The organism is Myxococcus sp. AB056 (assembly GCF_006547365.1).
Taxonomy (GTDB): domain Bacteria; phylum Myxococcota; class Myxococcia; order Myxococcales; family Myxococcaceae; genus Myxococcus; species Myxococcus virescens.
Window position 1 is genome coordinate 111812 of record NZ_VHLB01000009.1, and the last position, 17655, is coordinate 129466.

The window sequence follows — 17655 nt, forward strand, 5'->3', positions numbered from 1 at the left end:
TGTGGCGTGGAAATACGAAACCCCGAGCTCCCTGACTGGGGAACCCGGGGCGACGAGTCTTGGACGGCAGCTGGACGGCTCAGGCCAGATTGAAGATCTTCTTCAGGTCCGACTCGATTTCTTCCTCGGAGCAGTCCTTGGCCAGCGACAGCTCCTTGATGAGCAGCGAGCGCGCGGTATCCAGCATCTTCCGCTCGCCGAAGGAGAGGTCCTTGTCGCCCTTCAGGAGGTACAGGTCGCGGAGCACTTCGGCGATTTCGAACACCGAGCCCGTCTTGATCTTCTCCATGTACTCCCGGTAACGACGGTTCCACGTCGTGGAGTCAACGGAGATGTCCTTCTCCTTGAGGATGGAGTAGACCTGCTTGACGTCCTCCTCGCTGATGATCTCCCGGAGACCGACCGACCCGACCTTGTTGATCGGGATCATGATCCGCATTCCGTTCTCCAGGATGCGCAGCACGTAGAAGGACTGGCGCTGCCCGGCCACCTCGGTGTGTTCGATACCCATCACTTCACCGACGCCCTGGCCCGGGTAGACCGCCTTGTCACCAGTCTTGAAGCTGGTCTGCACTCACTGCCTCCTTGAAAGACTCGTTCCCGGCCTTTCAGCCGGGCACTACTACCACAAACCACATCCACGGGCAACGATAACGCCTTGACCACCCAGGATGCTCCCGACTACGTTGTCGGTTTCTACACGCGGTGTCGGCAGATGTGTGCACCAGCGTGACGGGCGGCGGGTGGGGGTTGGAAGGTGGAACGTCATGCTTGGCGCGACCTGGGCGCGCGTCCTCTCTTCTTTCCCGCCCTGAGCCTGTCACTCGGAGCCCTCTGCGCCCCGGTAACAAGCGCGTACGCCGAGCCATTTCTCGTTTGTGGGCTTTTACTGGGAGCGCTCGGGCTGACGCTTGCCCGGCTGCCTGGTGCGCACCTTGCCGTGCTGGCGTCGCTCTGGGCGGCGGGCGCGGGGCTGGCGCGCTGGGAATCCCAGGTGGATGTGCCGGCGGAGCTGACCCAAGGCAACACCATCATCATCGAGGGAGAAACGGAGCGGGTGGACCGCTTCGACGGGACGACGCGTGTCCGATTGGCCGTCGCGCGGGCGGGCGTCTCTCCCGGGCCGCTCGCCCCCGTACGGTTTCGGATGAACCTGTCGCTGCGCGGCGAGCCGCCACCGCTCCTGCCCGGGCAACGTGTCCGGGCCGAGACGAAGCTGCAGCCAGAGGCGCCCCCATCGAACCCGGGCGAAAAGGATTTCGGAGCAGCGCGACGGCGACAGGGCGTGGCCTTCACCGGAGGCATGGACGCGCGGCGCCTGATGGTGCTCTCCCCTGCCCCGGCGTGGCGGGTGTCATTGGAGGACACGCGCACACGGCTGGCGGCAGCGGTCCATGCGGTGTCGCCGTCGACGGATGCGGCGGCGCTCTTCCTCACCCTGGCGGCGGGGCAACGCGCGGCGCTGGATGATTCGTGGGAAGAGGCCTTCTCTCGCGCAGGACTGGCCCACGTGTTGAGTGTCAGCGGGCTGCACGTGGCTGCGTTGGCGCTGATGACGCTCGCGGTGCTGCGGCGGCTGGTGGTGCGCACCGGCGAGCGGTGGCGGATGCTGGATGCTCGGCGGGTGGCGGCCCCCGCGGCGGTGCCCTTCGTCTGGGCCTACGTCGTGTTCACCGACAACCAGCCGCCCGCGGTGCGCTCCGCGGTGATGGCCACGGTGGTGCTGCTGGGGCTGGCGCTGTGGCGACGCGCGGACGGGCTCAACGGACTGGCCGCCGCGGCCGTGGTGCTGGTGGCCTGGGCGCCCTCCAGCGTGGCTGACCTGTCGCTGCGGCTGTCGTTCCTCGCCGTACTGGGACTGGTGCTGCTGTCACCGCCGCTGCGGCAGGCGCTGCCCCTGGCCGAGCCCGACCCGTCCGAGCCCCACCGCGTCCGGCGCTGGTGGGGACAGGCTCAGGAGACGGTGGCGCAGACGCTGTGCGCGAGCGCGGCCGCGACGCTGTCGGGACTCCCCATCGTCGCGGCGACCTTCGGACGAGTGAGTATCGCGGGGCTCATCTCGAACGTGGTCGCCCTGCCCTTGTGCGGGCTGCTCACGGGCCTGGCCGCGGGTGGCGCCGCGCTCTTCGTCGTCGCCCCCGTGCTGGCGACGCCGGTGCTGTGGGCCGGCGCCTGGGCGTCCGAGCTGCTGCTGGTCATCACCCGGCTCTTCGCGGCGGCGCCGCTGGCCTCGGTCGAGGTGCCATCACTGGGCCTCCTGTCGGCGCTCTACGCGGCGGGGCTGCTGACGTGGGCGCTCGGCACGGGGCGCTGGCGGCTGGGCGGTTTGTTGGCTCCCGCGGCCGTCGTCGCCGCCATCCTGGCACCGGTGCTCACGCCGCAGCCCGGGCTGCGCGTCACCTTCCTCTACGTGGGTCAGGGCGACGGCGTGGTCGTCAGCTCCGGGGGTGAGCACATGCTCGTGGATGGCGGCGGCGTTCCAGGCGGCATGGACACCGCGGAACGCTTCATCCTCCCGTACCTGAAGCACGCGGGCATCTCCCGGCTGGACCTCGCCGTGCTGTCACATCCGCATCCCGACCATGCGCTCGGACTGGCCTCCGCGTTGAAGCAGATTCCCACCCAGCGACTGTGGATGCCCGCGGGCGACGGAGACGGTCCGCTCTCGCGGCAGGTGGTGGCCGCGGCGGGGACGGCGCTCGTGGAGGAAGTCGAGGTGGGCCATCCGCCCCTGCGCCTGGGCGAGGCGACCATCGAAGTGCTCGGCCCCCCAGAGTTGGAGGCACGCGACCTGCTGGAAGGCGCGAACGACCGAAGCGTGGTGCTCCTGGTGCGCCACGGCGACGTCACCGTGCTGCTCACGGGCGACGTGGAGGCGGATGGCGAGGAGGCCCTGGCGGAACAGCTGGGCCCGGTGACGGTGATGAAGGCCCCTCACCACGGCTCACGGACGTCCTCCACGGAAGCCCTGCTGGCGCGCACACGCCCACGGCACGTCGTCTTCTGCGTGGGCCGGCGCAACCGGTACGGCTTTCCCCACGACGACGTGGAGGCGCGATACCGGGCGCTGGGAAGCGAGTGCTGGAGAACGGACCAGCATGGCGCCATCACCGTGGAAAGCGACGGCCAGGACGTCCGCCTCCTCAGCTTCCTGCCCCACGAGCCTTCTCCCCGGGTCACACCGGTTGCGCGGACTGGGGGCCCATCACCAGATTGGGGCCGATGATTCCAGAGGATATCGACCTCCAGCAGCTCACCGCCGACCTGAAGAACGCGCTCGGCCCGGGAGAACCCATCGGGTACCTCCGTGGCAAGTCCGTGATGCGCAACCTGCTCGTGGACATGCGCGGCTTCTCGCAGTTGGAGGCGGAGGAGCTCATCGACACGATGGAGACTCGCGGCTTCCTCCGCTTCCTGGGGGACCCCACCGAGCGGTCCGTCGCGGACGCGCACTGGGACATCAGCCCCCACGCGTGAGCACGGGCGCCCTATTCGAACACGAGCCAACCGAAGCGCGGCAGCGCATGGAAGTCGCCGACGAAGAGGGGCGAGAAGGACTGCCCCTCCACCACGCGGCGGTCATGGTGCTCCAGCCGGTAGAGGTTGAAGCGCCAGCGGTCACCCGGCTGGGGCGGGATGTGCGGGACTTCGGCCAGCCGGTCGAAGGGAATCTGCATCTCCACCGACCAGCCCTCGTCGTGGTCCGAGGCATCATCCAACGTGCCCCGCACCTTCACGGCGGACGTCATTCCTGAATCCCAGGAGCGGTCCATGCCCTGCCGACGGGCGGGGAAGTACGCGTCGAAGATGACGTTGTGCGGTGACACCTGGAGCTCGTTGTACGTGCGGCCATCCGCGTTCGCGTCGAGGAAGATTTCCACCACCTCCTCCTCGTAGATGGGGTCATCGCGCTTGCGCAGCGTGCCCCACACGTCCGGGTCATCCATGTCGAAGGCCACGTAGAGGAACTTGCCGTCATGGACGAGCCGCGCCTCGGTGCGCTGGCGCGCGGCGCTCCCGTCGAAGCTCCGGCGCAACACCACCGGCTTGGACAGCTTCCACGCCGCGTCGTCGAGCACGCCGTCGATGGTGGGCGGCTGGCTCACGCGTGGGACGGAGTACTCGGGCAGCTCCTGCGCGGCCCCGCCCAGCTGAGGCCCCAGCATCCGCTGCGAGCCGTCATGCGCATTGGCGTCGTCCACGGGCAGCCGGGAGTTTCCCCGCCAGAAGCCGAGCATCACGCGCGCGGGCGTACCCGGCATGGGCACCGAGTGGACGTCCTCGATGACCTTGCCCACCGGCCATGACGCCAGCGGCGCGGCGCCCCCCTGCACCTCATGGTCCGCGTTCGTGAGCATGCCGCCACTGGCCGGGTCCACGACGTGAACGAAGAAGGCGAAGCCCTGCGGCGGCGGACGAACCGCTTGGAAGTAATGGGCCAACCTCACCTGCGTGCCGGGCGCGGCCTTCTCCGGTGACACCTTGGAGCCCAGGTACACCACCGCGCCACCGGCGAACGTCGCGCCGCTGCGGAACGTGAGGTCCGCGGGCGCCGCGTCCAGGGTGCGGAGCTGCGTGGGCGCGGGAATGCGAGGTGTCTTCTGACGCGGCCCGGCCTGCTCATCACGACAGGCGGTGACAAGACAGGTGACGGCCAGCAGCGGAGCGAGGACGGAGGACGGGAGACGCATCGGGGCCGCGCATCCTAGCGGGCTTCGCGTCCAATGGGTTCACCACGAGGTGGGCGAGCAGGCAACCATCGTGCCCCTCTCGCCCTGAAGTCCCGGCAATTGTCATGCCTAGCGGTGGCTCCCATCTTCTCGCCTCAACCAGCGGTTCAGGCCCAAGGGAGGCGCGAATGAAGACTCTACTCAAGGTGGGTGCGGTGGTGGGTGTGCTGGGAGCAGGGAGCGCCATGGCACAGGAGCGGCTGGAGTCCTCCGCGGACATGCGTGGACTGACGTTCCTGGTGGGCGGCGGTGTCGAGGGCTACACGAGCGCGCTGGGCTCCGACATCAACCCGGGCCTTGGCTACGGCGTGACGGTGGCCATCAAGCCCACGAAGGTGCTGGGCATCGAGCTGGGCTACTCGGGCGCCCTCAACGAGTTCGACCAGCGCGTGGTGACGGGCGCCCGGAGCGGCCCGGACCTGGTACGAAACGGCGCGCATGTGGTGGCCACGCTGGGCCTGGGTGCCGCGCCCGTGCAGCCCTACGTCCTGGGCGGCGTGGGCATCAGCCGGTACAACGTGCGGGCCCCCACGGTCGCCTTCGCGGATGACACAGCGGGCAACATCCCGTTGGGCGGCGGCCTACGCGTCCACATGGGCAACTTCACCGCCGATGCCCGGCTCCAGTACAGCTTCCTCCTGGACCAGCAGTTCGCGGCGAACGCCCCGCCCGGTGACGTCACGATTGGCGACCGGAACTTCAGCAGCGGCGGCAGCTACGCGGGCACCGTCAACATCGGCGCGACCTGGTAGCGACGCGGCCACCTGTGCCTGGGCATGGAGCGAGCCCGGACACCCGGCCTCCGCCGAGCGCCCCCCGTCGCAGAATGCCGGCTTCTGCGAGGGGTGAGCGCGACGCACGCCCGCCGTCAGACGGGGTGGCGCTAGGAGACGACGCCGCATTAGGACGGAGGCATGCGCCCTTTCCTCACGGCGGAGTGGCGGTATCTCGTCATGCTCAACTACGAGGTGGACCCGGAGGTACTGCGCCCCCTCGTCCCTCGTGACACGGAGCTGGACACCTGGCAGGGCCGGACCTTCGCCAGCATGGTGGGCTTCCGGTTCCTCGACACGCGCGTGCGGGGACTGCCCGTGCCGTTCCACCGCAACTTCGATGAGGTGAACCTGCGCTTCTACGTGCGCCACCTCGGCCCTGAAGGCTGGCGGCGAGGCGTGGTGTTCGTGAAGGAAATCGTCCCGCGACAGGCCATCGCCACCGTGGCGCGCGTGCTCTACAACGAGCCGTATGTCGCGCTGCCCATGCGGCACGTCGTGGAGATGGAAGGCGCGCACACCGGCGCCCCTGGCCGCGTCGAATATGCGTGGAAGGCGGGGGGAAAGTGGCAGCACCTGGCGGCGACGACGCTCGGTCCGCCGCAGGCCAGCGAGCCTGGCTCGGAGGCGGAGTTCATCACCGAGCACTACTGGGGCTACACAGCGCAACGGGACGGCGGCTGCGCGGAGTACCGCGTGGAGCATCCCCGCTGGTCCGTGTGGCAGGTGGACACCACCGCGCTCGATGTCGACGTGGAAGGCATGTACGGCGCGAGGTTCGTCCCCTTCCTGCGCGGCAAGCCCAGCTCCGCCTTCGTCGCGGACGGCTCGGCCGTGGCCGTGTATCCCGGCACACGAACGGGCTCCGGTGCCAGCCAGTCGCCAGCCGCCGAGAAGCCGCGCGCCGCCTGAGCCAGGTCCGCGTTTCCTCCGCGGGTGTCTCGCGCTTCGGACGGCCCCATCGCCACCGGGACGCACATGGACGGCAAGTCCGCGGAACCCTGGCCTCCTGGGACGGCCGGCCCGTTGCTTCCGGGCTGCCCCATGCGCTTCGAATTCGAACACCTGGGCTCCACCACCCCCTTCGAGCTCTCCGATGGCATCCACCTCCTGGGAGGCGGCCCGGATGACCACATCCGACTGGAGGGCCTGCCCCCGAGCCTTCTCAGTCTGCGCATCGAGGCACAGCGGCTCATGGTCGAGGCCGCGCGCACCTTCTCCGTCAATGGCGTGCTGGTCCCCCCGGGTGTCCCGAGGCTGGTGATTCCCGGAGAGGCGCTCGGCCTGCCCGACGACATGGGACTGCGCGTGCTTCAAGAGGCCGTCAGTGAGCGCGGGCTGGGCACCGTGGCGCTCCTCAAGGGACTGCTGACGGGAACGGATGAACCGGCCCCATCGCGCGCGGCCACCCTCACCTGCCTCACGGGACTGGATGTCGGGCGCGTCCATGCGCTCGCCGAGGCACAGACGGACATCGGCCGGGGCAGCGACGTGGCGATGCGGCTGAGAGACCGGGCCGTATCCAGGACGCATGCGCGCGTCCTCCACCGCGAGGGGGGATTCTCCCTGGAGGACCTGGGCAGCCCCAACGGCGTCTTCCTCAATGGCCAGCGCGTCGAATCCCGGGTTCCGCTGGCGGATGGCGACGTCATTGAACTGGGCCGTTCATTGCTCCGCTTCCAGGCCGCCGTGGAGGAGCCCCCTCCCGCCGCCGCGCCTGCTGGCGAGCAGGAATCGTCCGCTGGCGCGGTCAGCCCTACTCCCACCGAAGTCACGGTGGAGTGCACGCCCGAGGCACCTCCCAGCGTGCCCAAGCCTCGCGGCGAATGGTGGCTGATTGGACTGGGCGCGGTGGCCGCCTCCGTGGGCGTGGCCGTCACGTGGCTGCTCGCAACGGGAAGCTGACGCGGGGCTCAGCCTGGAATGGGGCCCAGCCCCGCGCGCTCCACGAGGAGCCGCGCGAGCTGCTGATGGTGCCTGAAGAAGCTGGTGAAGTGGACGAGGCCCGCCTTGCCCCGGATGGCGTAGACCGTCACGGGCCCAGGCAGGACATCGAGCTTGCGGATGTCCGCGAAGGTGAAGCGCCGCGTCCGCACCATGCCTCGGTAGGTCAAGCCCCGGGCATCCACCACGATGTGCGTGCGCCCGTAGTACATGAGCGACACGGCGAAGAAGAGGACGAAAAAGCCCGCTGAGAGGAAGGTCTTGAGCGGGACCTCATCGAAGAATCGGAGGAGGTACACCAACACGGCAACCCAGAGGAGACCCGCGGCGGCCATGGCCGCTGCGAGGACCCGTCGGGGTCTGAAGACCTGCCGTCCGTTCGGTTCCGCGTCGCGCCCGGTCATTTATGGAAGCTAATGCTTGGGGCTGACACGGTCCACCGACCCACAGGCGTCCTGCCTGCCGGTCAACGCAGGCGCGCCGCTTTCTGTCGGGATTCCTCCTGAAGCTGGGGGCGGACGTCCGCGGAGGAGGAAGCGGCATAGCGCTCGTAGAGGTCGCGTGCCTCCAGCGTGCGGCCCATCGCGCGGAAAGATTCGGCCAGCCCGTAAAGCGGAGACGCCGAGCCGGGCTCCAGCTCCAAGGCGTACTGATAGTCCGCCGCGGCTTCCGCGTAGCGACGCAGGCCGATGTTGGCGCTGCCTCGCGCGACGAAGGCCACGGCCAGCATGGGCTCGAGTTGGATGGCCTGGGTGAGGCTGGTCAGCGCGCCACTGAAGTCCTTGCTGGCGATGCGCTGTACGCCCTGCTCATACGCCCGGCGCGCCAGCGCGCGCGTCGTGTCGGCCACGGGGCCGGAGCCCGGTGCCTGTCCCGCGGCCTGGGGAGAAACGCCCGCCTGCGCCATCTTCGCCCGCGCGCGGTCGATGTTCTCCTTCGCGCTCTGCTGGATGGCCGCGTCCTTCGTGAGCGCGGTGGCCCGCTCCCACTGCGCCACCGCCTGCCCGTAGTAGCCCAGCACCGCCAAGGCGTTGCCCAGCTTGAACAAGGCCTCCACATGGCCCGCATCCGCGTGGGACGCATCCAGGAAGGCGAAGGCCGCCTCGCGGTAGCGGCGCTCCTTCATCAAGGCGTCGCCGTCACGGATGCGCGACGCCGCCAGCGCCGGATTGGACGTCACGGATTCCACGGCGGGCGCCGCCGAGGGCGTCGCAGCGGCCGGCGCGGTGGCCACCGCGAGCGGCTCTGCGCCCATGGCCTTCAAGTGTTCGGTCGCCTTGCGGACCCAGACCTGCTCCCCCTTGCGCTGCTCACGGGCGATGTACGCCTGGTACGCGGGAATCGCCTTGTCCTTCTGGCCGAGCTGCCGGTAACTCTCCCCCAGCCCGTAGAAGCCGTCCGCGTCGCCGGGCTCGAGCTCGGTGTAGCGCTCGTAGGCCTGTGCCGCGGTGGCCGCATCGCCCGTCTTCCGCGCGGCATAGCCCAGGTTGAACCAGGCCATCTTGAAGCCAGGGTCGGCCTTCGCGGCGTCACGAAAGAGCGTGAGCGCCTCCTGCACCTGCCCCTTGCGGAAGAGCACGCTGCCCAGCCCATTGAGGGCGGAGGGATAGCCGGGCGTGTCAGCCAGGGCCTCGCGGTAGGCGGTGGCCGCGTCATCCCAGCGGCCACGCGCCAGCGCCGACTCCCCGCGCAGGAATGCGGCCCGGGCCGCGGCGGATGGCTCCGCGGCCCCCAGCAGCATTGCCGCGGACAGCGCGATGACGAAGCTGCGCAAGACGACCATGACGGCTCCCGGGGTATCGATCCGGAAGCCGTAGCAGAAAAACCAGGGCCGCGTCAGCACGCCCGCGAGCGACGCCAGCCCTTCGCCTCCGCTCAGCTCCGGAACGGGTTCTGGAGCAGCACCGTCTCACCGCGGTCGGCGCCCACGGAGACGCACACCACGGGGACGCCGCTGACCTCTTCCACCCGGCGCACGTAGCGCTTGGCGTTCTCCGGCAGCTCGTCGAAGGTCCGCACACCGGCGATCTGCTCGTCCCAGCCCTGGAGCGTCTCGTAGATGGGCTTGACGCGCGCGAGGTCCTCGTAGTCGCCGGGCAGCTCCGTCACCTTCTGGCCGTCCAGCTCGTACGCGGTGCAGATCTGCAGCGTCTTGAGGCCGCTGAGCACGTCCAGCTTGGTGAGGGCCATGCCCCACAGGCCGTTGACGCGCGAGGCGTAGCGCAGCACCACGCCGTCCAGCCACCCGCAGCGACGGGGACGGCCGGTGGTGGTGCCGAACTCGTCGCCCATCTTGCGCAGCTGGTCGCCGATGGCGTCGTGCAGCTCCGTGGGGAACGGACCGCCGCCCACGCGCGTGGTGTAGGCCTTGCTGATGCCCATCACCTTGTCGATGGCCGTGGGCCCCAGGCCCGAGCCCACCGCCGCGTTGCCCGCCACGCAGTTGGAGGACGTCACGAAGGGATAGGTGCCGTGGTCCACGTCCAGCAGCGTGCCCTGCGCGCCCTCGAAGAGGATGCGGGCGCCGCGGCGCACCTGACCGGACAGATAGAGCGAGGCGTCGTGGACGAAGGGCTTGAGCCGCTCGCCCAGGCCGGTGAACTCCGCCAGTATCTGCGGCACCTCGAGCTGCGGCACCGGGTCGCCCGCCTGCGCGCACAGGTCCTTCAGCTCGTCCAGCGCCGCCGGCAGCCGGGCCTCGATGCGCGTGCGCAGCCGGTCCGCGTTGAGCAGGTCCCGCACGCGGATGCCGCGACGGGCCACCTTGTCCTCGTACGCGGGGCCAATGCCCCGGCCCGTGGTGCCAATGGCGCTGCCGCCGCGCGCCTTCTCGCGGAAGCTGTCCAGCAGCTTGTGCCACGGGAAGATGACGTGGGCATTGTCGGAGATGAGGAGCTGCGCGTCGTCCTTCAGGAAGCCGCGCACCTTCAGCGCGTCAATCTCCCCGACGAGGACGGCAGGATCCACCACCACTCCGTTGCCAATCACACACGTCTTCCCAGGGTGGAGGATACCCGAGGGAATCAGGTGGAGAACGGTCTTCTGCCCACCCACCACCAGCGTGTGGCCCGCGTTGTTGCCGCCCTGGAAGCGGACGACGACCTGGGCGTGTTCGGTGAGCAGGTCAACGACCTTGCCCTTCCCCTCATCTCCCCACTGCGCTCCGATGACGACGACGTTCGGCATGGTGCTCGCCGCTTAGCACGCGCGGGGGGCCGGGTGACAGTGTTCCGCGAAGCCACAATGCAGGGCCTGGCAGGCTGCCTTCTCCCTCCCATCCCATTCACCCCTCGCTTCACCGCGTGCCACGGCCCGTGCTGCCCCCGCGAGCCGCCCGGCTGCCTCCTCCAGGCCCCTCGTCCCGGACAGCCACTCAGGCTCTGGCTGGGACTCTTTCAGGAAGACGACTCCCACCCGCACCGGCACCCCTTCTCGCACCATCCGCCGAGCCACCAGCCCCAGCGCCGCCAGCTCGTAGGTGTACGCGGCCGCTCCCAGCGGATGACGCCCGCCGTGTTTGAAGGTCACCACCACGGCCTCCCCTTGGGGTGACTCCCACAGCAGGTCCACCGCCCCCTCGACACCCACCTCGCCCTCCAGGGCAAGCATGAACGGAAGGCTCCGGTGAATTGTCTGTGACGGCGCGCTCGCCAGTTGACGCGCGAACGATGACGTCAGGAAGCGCTCCACGGTGCGCAGCACCTCGCCCATGCCCTCTTCGTCCGGCAGCGCGCCCGCGTCACGCAGCAGCGTCTCCAGGTGAGCACTGCGCTCCGAAGTGTCCACATCCGGCGCCGCGAGTCGGAGGTCGACGCCGCGAAGCAGCCGCTGCACCAGGTCCTCCGGACGCTCGACAGGGAGCCAGCCGTCGGGCTCCACCAGGGGCGGCGCGCCACGGGGTGGCACCTCCCAGGGCCACGGCGCACCGCGAAGCCCCAGCCTGTGCACGTAGTGGAAGCGGCGCGGACAGGCAATGAAGTCCTGCAACGCCTCCGCGGAAGCCACGGCCGCACCCAGTGATTCGGCGTACGCGACATGCTGCCCCCGCACTCGCAGCAGCGCGGCTTCGACGCGCGCCTCGGCGAGCAACAAGGCCTCTGGACCGGGCGGCTCCGGATCCGCTGGCGGCGGGAGCGAGTCGACGTCCAGGTCATCGACAAGGCCCCGCAGCTCCGCGTCCACGTCCAAGCGCCCGTCGATGAGGTGCCACCAGGAGTCCTTGCCACCGCTTCGCTCCGCGCCGCCCGCCAGCACCAACATGTCCTTGGCGCGCGTGAGCGCGACGTAGAGCAAGCGGCGGTACTCGGCGCCCTCGCGTGCCTTCAGCTCCGCGCGCACCGCCTTGAAGCGGCTGGAGGTGTAGTCATCATCCAGCGAGTCCGGCACCCACGGCTGCAGGGAGATGCCGTGCGTGCGCTCGAAGTGGACACGCCCCGAGGTGCCACGCCTCCGGCTGCCCATCGAGGGCACCACCACCACCGGCCACTCCAGGCCCTTCGCGCTGTGGATGGTGAGGAGTTGCACCGCGCGAGGGTCGCTCGCGTCCAGCAGGTCCGCCTGGGCCTCCGTGGGGTTGTTCTCCGCCAGCATTCGCAGCTCGCGCGCGAAGGCCACGCAGCCTCCCGTGCCGCGCTCGTCCCGGCGTGACGCCAGCGCCAGCAGCTTCTCCACGTTGGCGCTGGCCTGCTCCGCGTAGGGCGAGCCCGCGAGCGCCTCGCGGTAGCCCGTCACGTCCAGCGCGGACACCAGCAACTCGCGCACGCCCAGCCGGTCGCGCTCGCGTCGCAAGCCGGGAAGCGCGGCGAGGAAACACTCCAGGCGCTGACGCTCTCGCTCGGACAACGACGCCAACACCTCCGGGTCCGTCAACCGGGGTGACGACAAGGATAGGGGCGCGTCCCCCGCCAGGAGGAACAGCGACGAATCCTTCAGCCCCACCAGGGGCGAGCGCAGCACCGCCGCGAAGGCCAACGCATCCTCTGCATCCGCCAACAGCGCGAGCAGCGAGGCCAAATCCAGCACCTCCTGCGCGCCGTAGAAGCCACGACCGCGCAGCACGCGGTGCGGGACACCGTGGCGGATGAGCGCCTGCCGGTACACCTCCAGGTGCGTGAAGGTCCGGAAGAGCATGGCCACATCGCCGCCTCGGGCGGGACGCAGCCCTTCGCCGTCCTCGCGCGCCACGGACGGTGGTGCCCCTGGCGCCAGCAGGCACCGCAGCCGGCGGGCAATCGCATCCGCGTCCAGCCAGCGCAGGTCCGCCGACGTGTCCGCTTCTTCCAGTTGCAGCCGCTCCACCACCGGCGCGTCCGTCAGCGACGACCTCGCCGCAGAGAGGTCATCCTGCTCCGGGACGTAGATGACTTCGAAGGGCCGAGGCGCCCCGGAATCGGCGGCGACGAGCACCCCCGCGAAGGCGCGGTTGAAGAACGACAGCAGCCCGGGCACCGAGCGGTAGTTGTGTTGGAGGAACCCGCGCGTGCCGCCCTCATCCACCAGCTTCGTCGCCAGCACGGAGAAGACGGATACGTCCGCGCCACGGAACTCGTAGATGGACTGCTTGCGGTCACCCACCGCGCAGAGGAAGGCGGGCTCCAGCGGCAGCGCCGTCACCAGGTCCACGTCCGGCGCCAGCTCGCGCGGACCGTCTTCACGCCGCTCCGCCAGCAGCAGCACCAGCTCCAACTGGAGGCGGTTGGTGTCCTGGAACTCGTCCACCAGCAGTGCGCCGATGCGCTCCTGCACCTGTCGGCGGAACTCCGGGTGCGCCCGGAGCAGGTCGCGCGACTTCACCAACAGGGACGTGAAGTCCAGCACGTTGCGGCGGGACAGCTCCGTGTCGTGCCGCGTCTCCACGCGCGTCAGCAGCTCGCGGAACGTCACCTCGAAGGGCGCGGTGCGCCAGGCGGCCCAGGCATCATCCAGCCGGGGCACGGAGCCATCGCTCTTGCCGAAGATGCGCCAGTAGAGCGCTCGAATGGGCCCCGCGGCCCCCTTGCTGAGCCGCGAGAAGTTGCGGCCGTCCGCCTTGAAGCACGCGCGCAGCCAGGGGTAACGCTCGCCCTGTCCGAAGTTCTCCGGCGTCATGCCGTTGAGCCCGCGCTCCAACCCACCCAGCAACCGGCTCCACTCGCCCTTCGCATCCAAGCCCCGCGCCTCGGCGCACAGCTCCAGGCACTGCGTGATGGACGACTCCAGCTCCGCGCGCGCTTCGGCGGCGTCACTCACGGCGGCCTTCTCCGCGCGCAGCCCTTCCTCGCGCAGCTTGCCGTAGACGGACATCAACGCGGCCACGAGCCCGTCGGAGAAGCCCGAGCCGGAGAAGCCCAGCTCCTGGCACAGCTCCCGGACCTGCGCGTCACCGACCTCCAGCGCGTCCAGCACCACGCGCTCGCAGACGTCCTGCACCAGCCCCGCCGCCTCCAGCGAGTCCAGCACCTCGAAGTTCGGGTCGATGCCCACCGCGGGCGGCGCGCGGCGCAGCAACTGGCCGCACAGCGAATGGAAGGTCCCCACCGTGGCCGCGCCCAGCTCCTCACGCAGTTGCCGCCAGGCATCTGGAAGGGGAAAGGGCTTGTCCAGGCGCGCCAGCGACGCTCTCAGCTCCGCTTCCTGGTCCAGACGCGTCTCGCCCTGGGCCAGCGCGTCCAGTCGCTGGCGGACGCGTGAGCGCATCTCCGCGGCGGCCTTGTCCGTGAACGTGAGCATGCACAGCCGTGACGGGCGCACCGCACCGCCGGCCTCGCGCGCGCCAGCCATCAGGTGCAACGTCATGGTGACCAGGCTGTAGGTCTTGCCCGCGCCGGCGCCCGCCATCAGGGCGAGGTTGCGCTCCAGCGCGAAGAGGGACGGCTCGCCGCTCATCCACCGTCCTCCGTGACGCGCCTGTCCGTAATCCGGCACACCGCGCGATAGCCACACGTCCCGCAGTCCTGGGGCCGCGCGGCGAACTGGCCCTGCCGCAGCGTGCCCACCAGCGCCTCCACGGCGTTGGGCAGGTTGAGGCCCTCCTTCTCCGCCACCTTCGCGCGGACCTCGGGGTCCTTCGACAGTAGCTCGTCCAGCTCCGCGTCGGAGATGACCTCGGACAAGCGGATGGCCATGCCCGTGCGCAGGGAGAACCACGCGGCCTGTCGCGCGTCCTTGTGGCCACTCTCGCGCGCCGCATAGAGGTACAGCGGGAGCTGGAAGTCCGACGTCAACAGCCGCTCCTTCAGCAAGCGCCTGTCCAACTTGCCCGACTTGTAGTCGATGACGCCCACCTCGCCGCCCGACTTGTCCAGCCGATCGATGGTGCCCTCGAAGTACACGGGCTCCTCGCCCGCGTGCAGCACGACGTTGCTCCACTTGTCGTCACGGGCGGCGGGGCCGAAGCGGAACTCGAAGTTCTCCGGCGTCATCGCGTCGAAGGGCAGGCCGCGCCGCTCGTCCACGAGGATGCGGCGAGCCATCGCCCGGGCCCGCTCGTGCGCAAGCTTCCACAGCTCGGGGTGTCCCACGTGGTGCACGCGCTCGAAGTCCTTGATGGCGGCCTTGAGCGCGGCGTCCAGCACCTCGTCAGGGACTTCCTCCGGCGCCTTGCCCAGCAACTGCTTCTCCTTCAGGGCCGCGAAGACCTCCTCCACCACCTTGTGCCAGAAGGTGCCACGGCCCCGGGCGTCGAACTCCTCGCCCGGCACGTCTGGTTCGGCCACCTTCAGGCCATACGAGAGGAAGCCCTGGAAGCCGCAGTTGCCAAAGCGCGCCAGCGCCGACGCGGAGAGCGGCCGGGTGATGTCGAAGCGGAACGTCTCGCGCAGGGACTCGCGCTGCGTGTCGAGGTCCACCGAGCCGGAGTACGGGCCGGGCTGCACTTTCGGATCGCCGAAGAAAAACAGGCGCTCCATCTCCACTTCGGACAGCTCGCGCGCGCCCGCGTACCAGGCCTCGGACGCGAAGCGGCGCCGGAGCACCGAGGCAGCGGCGTCGGGCTCGGTGACCCGCAGCTTGGGCTGGGACAGGGCTTCCAGCGCCACGCAGCGACGCAGCTCGGACTCGGTGAGCACCTCGTCCAGCGGTGGAATGGGTGACAGCGAGCGCGGCTCCCACTTCAGCGCGGTGAGCCGGCGCACCTCTTCCAGGAACGCCGACGGCACCTGCTCCTGGCCTCCCGCGGACTCCACCGCGAAGGACAGGCTGACGGTCGCCTCGGCGGCGGCCAACGCGCTGGCGAACAGCAGCCGGTCCTCGGTGAGGCGCCAGGCCGCGCGCTCGTCGAATTCGCCGCCCGTGAGCCGAAAGACGTCGCGGCCCAGGTGCTTGTTGAGCGCCGCGCGCTCCGCGTCCGCCAGCAGCGGAGACGGTGCGTCACGCCCGGGGAAGCGGCCTTCCGTCAGTCCCGCGAGGAAGAGGTGCTGGAAGGAGCGGCCCGGCAGCTCGGCCACGTCGAGCACCTCGACCGCGGCGCCACGGGGCCCACGCGGAGGAAGGTGCGCGTCCGCCATCGCGTCACGCAGCCAGCGACCAAACGTGCGGCGGCGCATCTTCGGTCCGCCGCCCACCGCCTTCATCATCCGCGTCAGGCCCTGCACCCGAAGGCGGAGCGCTTCACGGGCGGCATCATCCCGTGCCCGAGCATCCGCCGCGCGCGCCCCCAACCCACCCTCCTCGCGCGGCGCCAACGCGCCTTCTGAGTCCACGAGGCCCAGCCGCTCCACCACCTGCCACCACGCCGCGAGCAACTCCACGGCAATGCCTTCTTCGGGAATGCGGCGGCACGCTTCCACCAACAGCAGGCAACGCTCCCGCAGCAGCTTCACGGCGTGGACGCGGCTGCTGTCCTGCGCCTTGCGCGTACCGCTGAGCGCGAGCATCCGCCGGGCCAGCCCGTCCAGCCGCACGTCGTAGGCGCCCCGGTTCCGCAACGCACCCAACCGGTCATCACGCACGGCGGCCTGGGCGAAGAGCGTCGCGGGCGCGTCCGGCCCTCCCTGAGACAACGTGGGCGCATAGCGGCTGCCCATCAGGTCCGCCATGCGCTCCACCGGGAAGCCATCCTCCACGAGCAGCGGCAGGTCCAACGCCAGACGCACGGGCCCGGCGAGTCCCAGCGGCTCGCCGAAGGGCAGGCGCACCGGCACGCCCAACTCCCCCAGCGACTCCGCGAGCCAGCCCGCCTCGGGCCCCAGCTCGCGGTACGCCACCGCGATGTCGCCGGGCGCCACGCCTTCGGCCAGCAAGCGCCGGACGTCCCGGGCCAACAGACGCGCCTCGTCCCTTGCCGTGGCCACCTTCCACACGCGCAGGGACGGCACCGCGTCCTTCAACACGTCGCGCGGCGCCCTAGGTGAAAAGAGGTGGCGCCCCAGGTCGATGAAAGGCCGGCCCTCGAAGGTGACGTCCGCCTTGAAGAGGTCCACGTGCGTCATGGAATCGCCGCGGTTCTCGAAGGCGCGGAACAGCGCCGTCAACGCCGCGTCCGCCGCGGGCGAACCACCCACCGGCGTCTCCACGCGCAACGTCACCCGACGGGACTCACACGCCGCCGCCAACGCCAGCAACAACTCCAGCCCCGACGGCCGCACGTCGTACACGCCGTGCAGCACGAGCGTGCTCAGCCCCTCCCACCCCACGGGCCATGCGCCTCGGCCCAGCGCCTCGCGTGCACCGCGCAGCACATCCTCGCGGTCGGCGAGACAGAGCTCCGCCATCCGCTGCTCGTACAGGTGGTACAGGCGCGCAATCACGCGGATTCGCGTCCTGCGCTCCTGCGGCAGGACTTCCACTGCGTCTTGAAGCTCCCGAGCGGACAGGCGCCCGGCCTTCAGGTCCAGCACCACGTCCAGCGCGGCGCGCGCGAAGGCGGGCTCTCGCACATAGTCGCCGAAAGGCGTGGGCCCCAGCTCCAATCCCAGGGAGGCCACCACCGCTCGCGCCGCCACCGCCGGGCACGGACGCCGGTTGAGCTCCCGCGCGCCGCCCAGCGCCTGCAGCATCTCCTCCCAGGTCAGCAGGTGCGCGCCCACGCTCAACCCGCTGGCGTCGCCCATGGCCCGCAACGCGGCCTGGCGCCGGCCGGCGTCGGGGAACACGTGGAGGGTGTGGCCAGAGCGAAGGGGCATGCGGGGCGGATTCTAGAACGACCGGGCGGGTGACTTTCATGCTCCATTCAAGGCCCGCCGCCCAGGTCCTTTCCGTGCCTGCCCGGCCGCTGTCCGCGTATTCCCGGC

Annotated in this window: 12 protein-coding genes; 5 read left to right on the forward strand and 7 right to left on the reverse strand. The window is 70.2% G+C overall.

Going from position 1 to position 17655, the window contains the following annotated elements:
- Positions 1 to 79: 79 nt before the first annotated feature.
- Positions 80 to 574, reverse strand: coding sequence for a CarD family transcriptional regulator (locus FMP39_RS06465; RefSeq protein WP_013939202.1), 495 nt, complete (start codon positions 572 to 574; stop codon positions 80 to 82).
- Between the two features lie 183 nt (positions 575 to 757).
- On the opposite strand from FMP39_RS06465, the gene FMP39_RS06470 reads away from it, so the two are divergent.
- Together FMP39_RS06470 and FMP39_RS06475 are read left to right on the forward strand one after the other, a co-directional pair.
- Positions 758 to 3226, forward strand: a complete 2469-nt coding sequence (locus tag FMP39_RS06470; protein ID WP_141589103.1) for a DNA internalization-related competence protein ComEC/Rec2 — start codon at positions 758 to 760, stop codon at positions 3224 to 3226.
- Positions 3223 to 3477: a hypothetical protein gene (locus FMP39_RS06475; RefSeq protein WP_194858264.1), complete on the forward strand. Its 255-nt coding sequence runs from the start codon at positions 3223 to 3225 to the stop codon at positions 3475 to 3477. Before FMP39_RS06470 ends, FMP39_RS06475 begins: the two co-directional genes overlap by 4 nt.
- Positions 3478 to 3488: 11 nt before the next feature.
- Here the strand turns inward: FMP39_RS06475 and FMP39_RS06480 are convergent, their stop codons facing one another.
- On the reverse strand, positions 3489 to 4691 hold the full coding sequence (locus tag FMP39_RS06480; protein WP_141589105.1) for a carbohydrate-binding family 9-like protein: 1203 nt from the start codon (positions 4689 to 4691) through the stop codon (positions 3489 to 3491).
- A 167-nt stretch (positions 4692 to 4858) separates the two neighbouring features.
- On the opposite strand from FMP39_RS06480, the gene FMP39_RS06485 reads away from it, so the two are divergent.
- The 3 genes from FMP39_RS06485 (at position 4859) to FMP39_RS06495 (ending at position 7408) form a co-directional block, all read left to right on the forward strand.
- Positions 4859 to 5482 carry a hypothetical protein gene (locus FMP39_RS06485; protein WP_225909932.1) on the forward strand — a complete coding sequence of 208 codons (624 nt, stop codon included), beginning with the start codon at positions 4859 to 4861 and terminating at the stop codon, positions 5480 to 5482.
- 162 nt (positions 5483 to 5644) lie between these two features.
- Entirely contained in the window at positions 5645 to 6415 is a 771-nt protein-coding gene (locus tag FMP39_RS06490; RefSeq protein ID WP_141589106.1) for a YqjF family protein, read from the forward strand.
- A 132-nt stretch (positions 6416 to 6547) separates the two neighbouring features.
- The gene (locus FMP39_RS06495) at positions 6548 to 7408 is read left to right on the forward strand and encodes an FHA domain-containing protein (protein ID WP_141589107.1); all 861 of its coding nucleotides are present in this window, start codon (positions 6548 to 6550) and stop codon (positions 7406 to 7408) included.
- Between the two features lie 8 nt (positions 7409 to 7416).
- Here the strand turns inward: FMP39_RS06495 and FMP39_RS06500 are convergent, their stop codons facing one another.
- The 5 genes from FMP39_RS06500 to FMP39_RS06520 form a co-directional block, all read right to left on the reverse strand.
- On the reverse strand, positions 7417 to 7851 hold the full coding sequence (locus FMP39_RS06500; RefSeq protein WP_141589108.1) for a PH domain-containing protein: 435 nt from the start codon (positions 7849 to 7851) through the stop codon (positions 7417 to 7419).
- A gap of 62 nt (positions 7852 to 7913) precedes the next feature.
- Complete coding sequence (locus tag FMP39_RS06505; RefSeq protein ID WP_194858265.1) at positions 7914 to 9230, reverse strand: tetratricopeptide repeat protein; 1317 nt, start codon at positions 9228 to 9230, stop codon at positions 7914 to 7916.
- A gap of 92 nt (positions 9231 to 9322) precedes the next feature.
- Positions 9323 to 10633, reverse strand: coding sequence for an adenylosuccinate synthase (locus tag FMP39_RS06510; protein ID WP_141589110.1), 1311 nt, complete (start codon positions 10631 to 10633; stop codon positions 9323 to 9325).
- A 12-nt stretch (positions 10634 to 10645) separates the two neighbouring features.
- Positions 10646 to 14311, reverse strand: a complete 3666-nt coding sequence (locus FMP39_RS06515; protein ID WP_141589111.1) for a UvrD-helicase domain-containing protein — start codon at positions 14309 to 14311, stop codon at positions 10646 to 10648.
- A complete protein-coding gene (locus FMP39_RS06520; protein WP_141589112.1) occupies positions 14308 to 17547 on the reverse strand; it encodes a PD-(D/E)XK nuclease family protein in 3240 nt (1079 codons plus the stop codon). The genes FMP39_RS06515 and FMP39_RS06520 overlap by 4 nt, the downstream gene beginning before the upstream one ends.
- Positions 17548 to 17655: the final 108 nt, after the last annotated feature.